Origin of the sequence: Undibacterium sp. CY21W (assembly GCF_014284265.1) — a bacterium.
Taxonomy (GTDB): Bacteria; Pseudomonadota; Gammaproteobacteria; order Burkholderiales; family Burkholderiaceae_D; genus Undibacterium; species Undibacterium aquatile.
Genome location: NZ_JACOGE010000001.1, coordinates 878,213 through 890,622, shown reverse-complemented (window position 1 = coordinate 890,622; position 12,410 = coordinate 878,213). Strand labels below are relative to the sequence as shown.

At 50.5% G+C, this 12,410-nt stretch carries 14 protein-coding genes; 5 read left to right on the top strand and 9 right to left on the bottom strand.

The genetic code is table 11. The features are described 5' to 3' along the window. Positions 1-28 precede the first annotated feature (28 nt). Positions 29-1,492, bottom strand: coding sequence for an efflux transporter outer membrane subunit (locus H8K29_RS03960; RefSeq protein WP_186896460.1), 1,464 nt, complete (start codon positions 1,490-1,492; stop codon positions 29-31). Positions 1,493-1,609: 117 nt separating this feature from the next. On the opposite strand from H8K29_RS03960, the gene H8K29_RS03955 reads away from it, so the two are divergent. Together H8K29_RS03955 and H8K29_RS03950 are read left to right on the top strand one after the other, a co-directional pair. After that, on the top strand, positions 1,610-2,227 hold the full coding sequence (locus H8K29_RS03955) for a TetR/AcrR family transcriptional regulator (RefSeq protein WP_186896459.1): 618 nt from the start codon (positions 1,610-1,612) through the stop codon (positions 2,225-2,227). Then, complete coding sequence (locus tag H8K29_RS03950) at positions 2,224-2,604, top strand: cytochrome c family protein (RefSeq protein ID WP_370527129.1); 381 nt, start codon at positions 2,224-2,226, stop codon at positions 2,602-2,604. Before H8K29_RS03955 ends, H8K29_RS03950 begins: the two co-directional genes overlap by 4 nt. Before the next feature lie 305 nt (positions 2,605-2,909). On the opposite strand, the gene H8K29_RS03945 is transcribed toward H8K29_RS03950, so the two are convergent. Next, positions 2,910-3,416: a hypothetical protein gene (locus H8K29_RS03945; protein ID WP_186896458.1), complete on the bottom strand. Its 507-nt coding sequence runs from the start codon at positions 3,414-3,416 to the stop codon at positions 2,910-2,912. 219 nt (positions 3,417-3,635) lie between these two features. On the opposite strand from H8K29_RS03945, the gene H8K29_RS03940 reads away from it, so the two are divergent. Together H8K29_RS03940 and H8K29_RS03935 are read left to right on the top strand one after the other, a co-directional pair. Further along, complete coding sequence (locus tag H8K29_RS03940) at positions 3,636-4,235, top strand: purine phosphorylase (protein ID WP_186896457.1); 600 nt, start codon at positions 3,636-3,638, stop codon at positions 4,233-4,235. A gap of 76 nt (positions 4,236-4,311) precedes the next feature. Next, the gene (locus H8K29_RS03935) at positions 4,312-4,623 is read left to right on the top strand and encodes a hypothetical protein (protein ID WP_186884861.1); all 312 of its coding nucleotides are present in this window, start codon (positions 4,312-4,314) and stop codon (positions 4,621-4,623) included. Between the two features lie 42 nt (positions 4,624-4,665). Here H8K29_RS03935 and H8K29_RS03930 read toward each other — a convergent pair whose 3' ends face one another. From H8K29_RS03930 to H8K29_RS03900, 7 genes are all read right to left on the bottom strand, one after another. Beyond that, entirely contained in the window at positions 4,666-5,367 is a 702-nt protein-coding gene (locus H8K29_RS03930; RefSeq protein WP_186896456.1) for an ABC transporter ATP-binding protein, read from the bottom strand. After that, on the bottom strand, positions 5,360-6,529 hold the full coding sequence (locus H8K29_RS03925) for an FtsX-like permease family protein (RefSeq protein WP_222611392.1): 1,170 nt from the start codon (positions 6,527-6,529) through the stop codon (positions 5,360-5,362). Before H8K29_RS03925 ends, H8K29_RS03930 begins: the two co-directional genes overlap by 8 nt. Positions 6,530-6,585: 56 nt before the next feature. After that, positions 6,586-7,824, bottom strand: coding sequence for an efflux RND transporter periplasmic adaptor subunit (locus H8K29_RS03920; RefSeq protein ID WP_186896455.1), 1,239 nt, complete (start codon positions 7,822-7,824; stop codon positions 6,586-6,588). Between the two features lie 208 nt (positions 7,825-8,032). Continuing rightward, positions 8,033-9,355 (bottom strand): TolC family outer membrane protein, encoded by a 1,323-nt coding sequence (locus H8K29_RS03915; protein ID WP_186884857.1) that lies wholly within the window; start codon positions 9,353-9,355, stop codon positions 8,033-8,035. A gap of 23 nt (positions 9,356-9,378) precedes the next feature. Continuing rightward, on the bottom strand, positions 9,379-9,702 hold the full coding sequence (locus H8K29_RS03910) for a rhodanese-like domain-containing protein (protein ID WP_186896454.1): 324 nt from the start codon (positions 9,700-9,702) through the stop codon (positions 9,379-9,381). 24 nt (positions 9,703-9,726) lie between these two features. After that, positions 9,727-10,377, bottom strand: coding sequence for a protein-L-isoaspartate O-methyltransferase (locus H8K29_RS03905; RefSeq protein WP_186896453.1), 651 nt, complete (start codon positions 10,375-10,377; stop codon positions 9,727-9,729). A 198-nt stretch (positions 10,378-10,575) separates the two neighbouring features. Continuing rightward, positions 10,576-11,208: a TetR/AcrR family transcriptional regulator gene (locus tag H8K29_RS03900; protein ID WP_370527128.1), complete on the bottom strand. Its 633-nt coding sequence runs from the start codon at positions 11,206-11,208 to the stop codon at positions 10,576-10,578. 663 nt (positions 11,209-11,871) lie between these two features. On the opposite strand from H8K29_RS03900, the gene H8K29_RS03895 reads away from it, so the two are divergent. Continuing rightward, positions 11,872-12,306 carry a helix-turn-helix domain-containing protein gene (locus H8K29_RS03895; RefSeq protein ID WP_186884854.1) on the top strand — a complete coding sequence of 145 codons (435 nt, stop codon included), beginning with the start codon at positions 11,872-11,874 and terminating at the stop codon, positions 12,304-12,306. Positions 12,307-12,410: the final 104 nt, after the last annotated feature.

Here is a 12,410-nt window from a genome sequence, read left to right as displayed (position 1 = left end):
GGTAAAAATCCTTCAGATAATTTTTAAATTAAGTATTTGCAGTTGACTGATAGCCGCCGCCGAGCGCGCGCTTCATCGCGACATCGAGAGTGAAGGCACGCGCCTCCAGCGTGGTCAGTGCACGCAGGTTGATCAGCAGACTATCTTCCGCGGATAAAACTTCGAGATACGTTGCCAGACCACCCTGATAGCGATTTTTTGCAACGCTGTAGGCATCGGTCGCCGCCGCAACACCTTGTTTGCTTTTCATCAGTTGCGCACTTAAAGCCTGCTGGCTCAGACCGGCACTGGCCACTTCTTGCAAGGCCTGACTGATCGCCCGGTGATAGTTCGCCACAGCTTCGTTATAGCTGGCGGTGCTGCTGCGTAACTCACCCTGTAAGCGACCTGCGGTGAAGATCGGTAAAGAAATCGCCGGGCCGATACTGCCGGTGGAGGAACCACTTTTACTCAGCATATTCAGATCCAGCGATTGCACCCCTATGAATGCCGACAGATTGATGTTCGGATAAAACTCTGCTTTTTTCTGGTCTACGCTGTGCGCGCTGGCTTCGGCTTGCAGGCGTGCCGCAACGATGTCCGGTCGGCGTCCCAACAGATTTGTCGCCAATTCCGCAGGAAGACCGGTCGGCATCTGCAAATTCACGGTAGGACGGGAAATTGCCAGCGCACGGTCAGGCCCTGCACCCAGCAAGGCGGCAATCCGATAGCGCTGCAGACCGATTTGCTCTTCGTTTGCCAACAACTCCGCTTCGGCACTGATCAGCCGAACTTTCGCTTCACTCAGCCCGCCTTTGGTTTCCATGCCATAGGCAAATCGGTCGGCAAACATCTGGACAGTTTTCTGACGTATCTCTACCGAGCGTTGCAGCGTGTCGCGCAGTACGAATAATTGCGCCAGATCGGCGTACTGACTGGCGATGGCCGCGGCAAGAGTCAGACGCGCCTGTGCGTATTCCGCGCGGCTGGCTTCCTCCTGTGAAGTCGCCGCCGCTAGTGCAGCGCGATTTCTGCCCCAGAAATCCAGCTCCCAGCTGACATCTAAAGTCGCGCGTCCGTAATCATTCCAGCCATTCGGCGTCATCGACTTTGGCGTCAGATAGTTGTAACTCATCTTTTGCTCTGTAATCGACGCATTGGCATTGACCTGCGGCTTTGTTGCCGCATTTTTTACCTGACTGAAGGCTTCTGCTCTTGCCAGTCGCGCGGCAGCGGCGCTCATATCCGGCGCATCACGCAAGGCTTCGTCAATCAAAGCATTCAGTTGCGCGTCCTGATATGCCTGCCACCAACGTTCATCCGGCCAGATGCTGGTAGCGGAGGTAGTCGCTGCGAACGCGTTTGTAGCCGGAAAATCAGCGCCAGTCTTCATTGATAAAGTTGGTTCTGACTGCGGCAACTGGGCGCAGCCGCCTAGCGCCAAAGTCAGCGCCAGCAGCAATCTGCTGAGCTTAATCTGAGGTAAAAACCCGGGTGAAGATATAGAAGACATAAGAAGTTCTCTCTTTCATTCATTACTGTACCGTACAGTACGTTTATGAATTATAGCAACCGCATGCTAAAATGAACAGGTCGGTACAGTTATTTATTTTTGAGAGATGCTATTGACATGAAAATGAAAACCGAAGCAAAACGGCAGGCCATACTGAGCGTGGCGGCACAGGCTTTTCAGGAATTGGGATTTGAACGGACGTCGATGTCGGAAATCTGCGCCCGGCTGGGGGGCTCGAAAGCAACGCTGTATAACTACTTCGCGTCAAAGGAAGAGCTATTTTTTGAAATCATGTACAAGTCTGCCGAGACCAAGCGCCAGGCAATGTTCGATGCATTCGACCAGACCAACACAGACATCACCGATGCCTTGCGTTACTTTGGCGAACATCTGCTGTCATTTCTGTATTCGCCAGAAATCATGGCGCAACGACACATGGCAATTACAGCGCCAGGGCAACTTGGCAAACTGCTCTATGAACGCGGCATTCTGAGCAGCCAGAGTATTATCACGAACTTTCTGCAAGACGCCATGACGCAAGGAAAGCTACGCCAGGGAAATGCGGCAGTCGCCACTTTGCAATTACATGGTTTGCTGGAAGCGGAATTAATTAATCCATTTCTGTTCAAGCTGCTGGAGCATGTCAGTGAAGCAGAAATCAAAGCAATGACGGCCAGAGCAATCGATGTCTTTATGGCGGCCTATGCACCGCAAAAACCGGCGCAGACGACATGAATCTGATGAGGCAACACCGCCTGCTTCTGCTGCTCATGGCAATGGTTTCGCCGTTTGCAGTCGCCGCAGGAAATGTCGAGGCGGGCAAATTGGTGTTTACATCGCGCTGCGCGTCCTGCCATCAGATCGGTGCTTCCGGACACGGCGGCTTTGCGCCACAACTGAACGGCGTGATCGGCAGAACAGCCGGTTCGACTATTGATTTTAAATATTCGCCCGCGATGAAAAATGCAAAGCTGATCTGGACAGAAAAAAATCTGCGCGCTTTTTTACACGCGCCGGAAGATGTCGTACCCGGCACGAAAATGCGCTTTTATGGCATGAGCGATGACAAAAAAATCGCCGATCTTCTGGCCTACTTGCGCAGCTTTCAGTAAGTCAATCTCAGCGAGCGCCGCTGCTTCTGCAACATAATGCAATCACCCACTATGGTTGCGGCAAACCCGTTTATCAGCAACGATGCGATTGCGCGGCAAGACCTGTCTGTACCGCTGCACAATACCCCTGTTTTTTCATAAAAAAGGGGAGTATCAGCCAAAACATGCCAGATGTCCTTATAAACAAAGGCGGTCTGAACATACCCCCGGGAGTATATTCTGACCGCCTGAAACCATTCAGGAATGCCCGGGCACAATGCCTGCGCTAAAACCGCCACAGACATCGTTCGCCAGCCACCGACAGATTAATCGTTATGCTGCCCTCTGCCGTGCCCATTATCGTGGCCACGCCCATTTCCCTGACCACGGTCATTATCTTTACCGCGACCGTGTTCGCGATTATCTCTGTCATCGCGGCCATCGTAACCACGGTTTGGTCCGTTGTTATAGTCGCGGTGTGGTTCACGATATTGACCGTCACGATAGCGAGGCACCACCTGGGTGTTATACCAATTCTCGGTCACGAAATAAACGGGCCGGCCACAAGCGTCATAACGTGAACAATGCTTATCCCAATGTTTGCGATGACCAGGAGGCACAACCAGATACAGCGGCGGCAATGGCGCGGGGCTGCGATAAACGATGCGGGGTTCGCGATAAATTAATTGCGGCTGCGGAAAATTACCGACATCCAGTTGCCCGTAAAAACCCGGCTGACCAAATTGCACCGATAAATTAACATTCTGAGCTGACGCGGATTCAACACTCAGCAATGAGGACGCAAGCGCCGCGAATAAAATGATTTTTTTCATATAAGCTCTTAAATTGTCTCTGCTGCTGTCAGCGAAATGAATGGCAACCAGACAAGCATCATCATGCTATTTCGATGCGGTTTAGTTGAAAATGCCTGTACTCCTTATAACGCGCTGCTGAGAAAAAGGTTTACAGCATTTTGTTGATTTGCGACATGGCAGCCGATAAGGATACGCAATACCTTACACCCTTTCCCCCTTGAATCCGACTCTCCTCCTATGAAGATCATTGTTTTGTTTCCTACTCAAACCGAAGCCAGCCTGTTTCAACGTGATGACGTGATCAGTATCGTTTCCGGCGTCGGCCTGACGGCAACCACGTATGCAACTGTCAAAGCGATACATGAGCACCACCCGGACATGCTGATTTTGTCCGGCATTGCTGGCGTATTCCCTCATTCACGTTTCAAGATCGGCGATGTTGTGCTGGTAGAAAGTGAAGTAGAAGCCGATCTCGGATTTTTCACGCCGACAGGTTTTGTCCACATGGCGCATCTGCCGATAGAGATGGAATTTGAACGCCGCCACACCTTGCACTGCGAACACATCCCCGCCGGACAACCCTTTCCGCTGGCACATGGTATTTCCGTCAATGCAGCAATGGCGCCGTTTATCGACAACAGCAAATGTGATATCGAGAATATGGAAGGTGCCGCTTTTTTCCATATCTGCCAACTGGAAAAGCAGAAATTTCTGGAACTCCGGTCAGTCTCAAATTACGTTAAAATCGGCGACGATCAATGGGATATGCTCGGTTCAGTGCAAGCAATGACTGCGGGCTTACATCAATTGATCAATCATTTGCAGACAAACGAATAAAGCACTTCCCTGGCAAGACAGTTCAGGCCGGGGAGAGCTAATTCTCCGGCACACTTACGCAGAAGGAAATCATCCGATGAGGTCTTTACCTGTCATGGAATTTGCTCACAGAATCATGGTGTCGGCACTCTCTGCGTGGATTGCCTGGAGCGCCATTATTGCGATTGCAGCACCGTACCGCCCCGAAGGTTTTTTATTGATACTGTTCATGTGCTCGCTGGTGCTGGTCTACCTGACGTGCGTATGGGCGGTCACACCATTGATTTCCCGTCAGTTGTGGTTACTCTGGAAAGTCATTGCACAGGCCTGCGTTGCGCTGGTGCCATTCATGCTCATCGTCGTCTTCGGACATTTTATCGGTCTCAATGTCCGAAACTGGTTCAGCTGAGCACTATCTGAACCAGCCGAATCAACAGAACCGGTCTTACGTTTAAGTAATGGAAGAAATCGGCGGAGCGATTCTTCCGTCGACCAACTCTATCGTGCGATCACAACGTTCTGCCAACTCCATATTGTGCGTCACCATCAGAAACGTGGTGTGTTGATCGGCATTCACTTTACGCATCAACTCAAAAATAGCGTCAGTGGATTTGGTGTCGAGATTACCGGTAGGCTCATCTGCGAGTATCAACGGCGGATTCAGTGCCAGCGCCCGCGCGATCGCCACCCTTTGTTGCTGACCACCAGACATATTTCCCACCAGACTATCCTGCCATTGCCTCAAGCCCACTTCAGCTAACAAATGCTGCGCCCGTTCGCGCATACGATCATCCGGACGACCATTCTGCATCAGCATAGGCATCATCACGTTTTCTGTCGCGCTGAACGCAGTGAGCAAATAATGCGACTGAAAAACAAAGCCGATTGCCTGCCCGCGTAACTGCGTCAGCCGCGCCTCATCAAGATTGCCGGTATCCTGCCCGGTCATGATCAATTGCCCGCCACTGGGACGATCCAGTAAGCCGATGATATTGAGCAAGGTGCTTTTACCGGAACCTGAAGGTCCGATCAGTGCGGCAAACTCGCCCTGTTGCAGGTGTAAATCGATATCAAACAACACCTGCGTTTCTGCCGGCGTGCCGACAGCATACGATTTACAGACTTGTTTAAGAAGGAGGACAGTATCAGCCACGGATCGCCACCACAGGATCAAGTCGCGCGGCACGCACCGCCGGGGTCGCCGCAGCAAGCACACCGGCCAGCATCGCCAGCAATGCGCTCCAGACAAAGAACTGCCAATCGACATTAATCACAAACATGGGCGTGCCATCTGGATTTCTGGCAACGATTTTCCACATCGCCAGTAAGCCAACTGCCATCATAGAGCCGATCACAGATCCCGCTAAACCAACCAGCGCACCTTGTATCAGGAATATCCGCCGCACCTGCCCGCGGCTGCCGCCCATCGCCCGCAGGATGCCTATGTCTTTTTGCCGCTGCACAACCGACACCACCAGCACACTGGCGATCCCCGCTGCCACCGACAGCGCAACGAAAACACGGATCAATAAACTGGAATAGGTCTGCGCCCGCATCGCCAGGAAAAACTGGCTGTTGGTGGTAATCCAGCTCAGCGCGTTAAGCCCCGTACTGTTGGCAATAGATTGCGCAATATCCTCTGCGCTGTAGGGATCATGCACCGTTAATTCTATGCTCGACACACCACCAACCATATTCAATAAATTCTGTGCGGTCGACAACAGCACATACACGTTACGCTGATTGGCAGCGCGGCTACCCAGATCAAAAATGCCGACGATATTCAATATCAGACTGGTGCCTGCTGCTGAATTGAGGCGTAATTTATCACCGAGCCCAACGCCCATGTCTTCCGCCAGTTGCGTGCCTATCATGACGTCGGTGTTCGTCAGGCGAAAAACGCCGGCAGTTATTTTTTCTGAGAGCGGCACGATCTTGTTGTATTGCTCGGGCAAAATGCCGATCACTGACACCGATTGCGTGGCGCTGCCGCGCACCACCAGTGCCGGTCCGGTTGTGGTTGGTGAGACGGTCACAACGTCGTTGCGAGCCTCGACCTGATCGCGGATTTTTTGCCACTGGTCAATGGTATTCACGCGCTGCGATGGTTTTTGTATCGTCGTCACGATCTGCTGTCCCGGTGCGGCAAGCAATACCGGCGTCGCCTGCTGCTTCGGCCTTTCAAGCGTGATATGCGGCTGCGAACTCAGCACGCGGCGAAACAAATTGGCCTGCAAGCCAGCCAGTAAGGCCGACATAAACACAATCACGCCGACACCGATAGCAACCCCGAGAATAATAAACAGAGATTGCATGCGCCCCTCCCGCAAAAAACGGGTGGCGACTATCCACTCAAAAGGAAGCCAGCTATTCATGACTGCGGATTTTTCGTGACGACAGGACGTACCCGCTGCCCCGCCTCTATCGTCATATTTGTCGCTGGCAATACGACATCATGCTGATCCAGCCCGGAAGTTATTTCCACGCTTTTATCGCCGCGTATGCCTATCGTCACCGGACGCCGGGCTGCGCGGCCATCCACCACAGCCATCACCCACGGATGCAGCGTACTCGCATCGCGGATCGCTTCCACATTCAGCGATAAAGCATTCTGACTTCTGGCGACTTCTATCTCCACCGATACTGTCATATCCTGCGTCAGAAACAGCGGTGGTTTTAATACGTTCAATTTGACATTCACTGAGCCCCTCTGCGCGTCAACGCCGGGGTTAATATACGCGACTTGTACCGGAAATTTCTGCCCGGGATAGGCATCAGTCACGCCGAAGGCAGACTGCCCCATACGGATGTAACGCAGATTCTTTTCATCTATCTGCACCACTAACTGGCTGATTCCTGCGGGCGATAACACCATCAGGATTTTGCCCGGTTGTACGATATCGCCACGCTCTACGTCTCTGGCAATCAGGACGCCATCCACCACCGCCGTGATTCTGGTGTGCTCAAGTTTGGCCTGCGCTGCCGCCAGATTCGCTTTCGCCTGCTGTAATCCGGCAACAGCGAGTTGATAATCGCTGCCGTCGGGCTTACTCGATTGCAGCTGGAATTGCGCACTCTTTAACTGACTTCGCGCAACATCGAGCGCGCGCTGCGCCTCATCGAGCTGCGCCTTACCGACAAAACCCTGCGCAACCAGCTCGCGGGTGCGCTGATATTGCTTCTCGACGTTGATCAGATTGGCCTGCGCCTGTACCAGCACTTGTTCCGCGGTCGGCTGCGTCAGTTGTTGCAACTGCCTGAGTCTGACCTCGGCTTGCCGGACATTCGCCTGCGCCAGCTCCAGCGCTGCTTTTTCGTCGGCAGCAGCCAGCTCTATCAACAGATCCCCTGCTCGCACAGTCTGCCCTTCCTTGACGGGAACAGCAGCAACGCGCCCGGTAATTTGTGTACCGACATCCACTCTTGCAGGTGTCGCCACCCTGCCGCTGGCAACCACGGTTTGTACTAATTCACCGCGTTGCAAAGTAAAGACTTCCAACCGGGGACCAAACAGCGAGGAGGAAAAAATCCAGCCTGAGAGCAAGATCAATCCGGCCAGAACAAAGACTGGTAGCAGCCAACGCTTATTCAAAAACCCGGGCAACGCCATAAATGACTTTCATAAGTAAATCGGTAGCCAGGCTGGACGACAACATCTGTGTACCAGCAATCAGCACCTATGATACGTCAGTGTTCACCCTGCGCTAAAGTACAAATTGATATGTAACAAACTGGCATGATCAAAATCAAAAAAGCCCGCATTCAGCGGGCTTTTTTGTTGTCGGACTGCTGTCCTGGAATCGACTTTCTTTTTGTTTTTAGCGCTGCAACAAAGTATTTACTTCAGATAAATCTTCTTCTTTCAATGTACCCGCTGCCGACTTCAGACGCAGACCATTCATGATGGTGTCGTAACGTGCTTTCGCCAGATTCTGACGAGTGGTGTACAACTGTTGTTGCGCATTCAGCACATCGATATTGATGCGGACACCAACCTGATAACCGAGTTTATTTGAATCCAACGCAGACTGACTGGAGATTTCTGCTGCTTCATATGCTTTAACCTGTGCCAGACCGCTGGTCACGCCGGTGTAAGCCTGACGCGCGCCTTGCGCTGCGCTGCGACGATTTGTCTCCAGATCGTTGCGGGCTTTTTCTTGCAAGGCAACGGCTTCTTTGACCTTGCTGTCAACCGCAAAACCGGCAAATAATGGAATGCTCCATTGCACACCGATCGTCGTCGGTTTCACAACGCCGGTGCCAGTCGAAGAAGCACCACCTGTTGCGGTACGGCCGGTACTCGCCACCAGATCCAGCGTAGGATAATGTCCGGCGCGGTTTCTTTCAATTTCACGTTTCGCGACTTCAACAGCAACTTCGGAGGCGACCACATTGAAGTTTTGTTTTTCAGCGGAGCTGACCCACTCATTCACCGCTGCTGGCTGGGGTGAATTCAGTTTTACACCGGCTTTCAGTGTCGCCAGTTCACCCGCTTCCTTACCAATGATTTGCTGTAAGGCTGAACGTTTGACCTGCAGATCACTTTGCGCAGCGAATTCCTGTGCCGTTGCCAGGTCGTAACGCGCCTGTGCTTCATGCGTATCGGTGATGGTTGACGTACCGACTTCAAAGTTGCGTTTCGCTGACGCCAGTTGTTCTGAGATCGCCACTTTTTGCGCCTGCAATGTTGCCAGCGTATCTTGCGCGGCAAGCACATCGAAATAGGCCTGACCGACACGTACGATCAAATCCTGTTTTGCCTGAGCAAACTGCGCTTCGCTGATCACAACAGACAATTTACCTTGTTCGTATTGTTGCCAGTTCGCCCAGCGGAACAAAGGCTGCGACAAGGCAAGCGACCAGGTATTCGAGAAGGTCGTAAAATTGCGATCCGCATTCGCAATATCTGGTTGTGATTCGACGCGTGAACGGGTATCACTTCCGTTCAGACCTATCGTTGGCAGCAAACCAGCACGTCCCTGAACTGACTTTTCCTGACCAGCCGTCAGCGAGGAACGGGCGCTCGCATATTGAGGGTCATTCGCCAGAGCATCCTGATAAATTTGCAGCAAATCAGTAGCATTCGCACTCAGCGACAGAAAAGCACTTGCAAGCAGTGCAGCAACAACTGGATTACGCATGAAACACTCCGAATAAAAGTTAGTTAATAGGTCGGCATAGCCGGATCGACTTGCTGTGCCCACGCATGCACACCACCAGTCAGGTTAATCACTTTGCTGTATCCCCGGTGTTCGAGGAAATGAGCGACTTGCATACTACGACCACCGTGATGACAAATACAAACAATCGTCGCATCCTCATCCAGCTCATTCAAGCGCGCAGGAACTGTCTGCATAGGCATCAGCTGTGCGCCCTCGATATGACAAGTTTCATACTCGCCGGGTTCCCGGACATCGAGTAAAAGCGGAGAATTTTTAGTGCTATCAGTCAGCCATTGCGCTAGTTCTTGTGCGGTGATGTGTTGCATACGTTTTCTATTTTGACTAACAGATCAGAATTTGAATTGTGAGGAAGGTACGGCGCCCGGTGCTGCTGCAACCACCGTGTCAAACACACTGCGAGTGTCGTATGCAGCATCAGCAGAGCGGGTGATCAGTTCTGCGTGCATGACCGGCAAGCGGCCAACAATTGCCAGCAAACGTCCGCCGATATTCAATTGTTTTTTCAATGTTTCAGGAATCGATTCCACGGCGCCGGCAATCACGATCACATCATACGAACCTGTATGCTGACCGGACAATCCGTCTGCCAGTAAAACGCTGACATTACGCACGCCATCGGCCGCCAGATTTTTTTCAGCAAGTTCTTTCAGCACCAACGATGTTTCCAACACAGTCACGTGGCTGGACATAGAAGACAGCAAAGCCGCCAGATACCCGGATGCAGCGCCGATCAGCAGCACGGACTCCTGTTTTTTAAGGCCCAATTCCTGAACAATGCGCGCCTCCAGTTTAGGACTCATTGCTTTAGAGCCGTCCGGCAATGGCAACTCTGTGTCAAAGAAAGCCAGTGTTTTCTGGTCTTGCGGAAAATAGTTTTCCCGCTTCACCACAATCAACATATCCAAAATATCCTTATCCAACACGTTCCAAGGACGTATTTGTTGTTCAATCATGTTGAAACGGGCTTTTTCGATATTCATTTGTTCACTCGATTGCATAAATTAAAGGAACCCGCATTTTATCAAAGCACTGCTCTGTATGCCGGTTTGATTCCGGTATTCAGCGATATTTAATGTCTTTTCAGTACGCTGTTTTCTGTTTAAGCAGACACCGGAATCATTCAACAGGTATAAATCACCAGAGTCACCATTGGCGCGTCAGCCAAGCCACATTTATCCCTACCGTATCAATAAACTATTCCAGGCCATCTGGATGTAATGCTCCAGATAGACGTTGAGTTTTTCTGGCTCGATCTGGCATACACATGACGAGTGCTTCCACATCATCATCATGATCACCGGCGCAATCAACAATCTGGTATCGATTTCCAGATCGATATTCCGGATTTCACCACGTTGCATTCCCCGCGCCAGCACCGTTGCCAACAATGCCTCACCGCGGGCAATCACTTCATCCTGATAAAACCGTGCAAGCTCGGGGAAATTTCCGGCTTCCCCCATCATCAGTTTTGGCAAACCGGATAACTTAGTTTCTCCGGCATTGCGCCACCAGCTCAGCGTCAACTCCCGGAACAGACTTTCTGTATTACCTTCAAAAGCCGTGATCATTCCCTCAGCTTCACCCAGCAGCGGTACGATGTTTTCGCGCACGACTGCTTTGAACAAATCTTCCTTGCTTGAAAAATACAAATACAAGGTTCCCTTGGAGACGCCTGCGGCTTTCGCAACATCATCCAGACGGGTCGCAGCGAAACCGCGCTCAACAAACAGATTTAACGCAGCAGCAAGCAATTCCTGAGGACGAGCTTCTTTGCGGCGCTCCCATTTCGGTTTAAACGGACATGACATCATAACGATAACTTTTCACTGAATCTCAACACAGTATGCACCGTCAGGTCATATACAAACATAACAACCATTGATTGATGCATACTGCCTTTGTAAGTATAAATAACTTACCCATGAGTCAGTAATGTAATCCGCCGTCCAGGTAGCGTCAAGCAGCGATTCCTGTTACGTCCGAATAGAATCTTGAACGGAACAATAAAGTCTTAAATATCAAGTAATAGTCAAACAATAAAGTCTTGAACAGTCGCTAGCCCACTATTGAACCTAATTCGCAATACTCGTTGAATTAAGCAACCACAATAGAGGCTATTACATCTATTACGCATATTCAGCTGACTTTGAAATAGTTGCAGTACTTACAATTGCAATTGATCTTCAGCTACTTTGCCGAGCAACTTCGATTATTACAATCGCTATGCGACAGGATGCAAAAATAAGTAGATCAAACATATAAATTTCGGAACAGACTGCAGACATATAACAGCCGACCTTTAGAGAAAAATAAAGAAAACCCTTCAACTTGCGAGGAAATTTATAAGCAGTCCTTTTTAAAGTGGAACAAAGAGGTGCCATTTATGAAAAAAGCAAAAAATCATGGTTGACAAAGGAAGAAACACGTCCATAATATTTCTAAAATCAGAAGTTATAACTACTATTTTTTAATATATGAGTCCATTTTCTATAGTGTTTCGCGAATTGCGCATTTTTAGCGGCTTGCGCCAAGCAGAATTCGCAGAAAAACTTGGGTGCGAACAAAGTTATATTTCCGCAATAGAAGTCGGCACGAAAGGTCCGCCGCCCTCAGACTTTCTTGTCAGGTTAATTACACAATTAGATCTTGATGCGCAATGGGAGAAGCGCCTGTATGACTCTATAGAAATGTCCCAACGGAAAATCGTTTTACAGAGCGAGGCACCAGAGGCTCATTACAAGATGTTTAACGAATTGAGACGTCAACTAGATACACTCCATCCCACTCAAGTTGAACTCATTCAAATGGCTCTAAAACTCCCCGAGTCGATGACCCAAAAGAGGTTGCCAGTGTCATTGCTTCCAAGACGAAAAACCGAACGTAAGAAGAATAAAGAAACCGAAATATGAAGTGGAATAATCTAACTGGGTTGCTCCACCAAAAAAAGGTCAGGAGTTCCTGAATTTCTCCAGGCGATACCCCTTACCTTCGAATATTAAGTAAATACATTTTT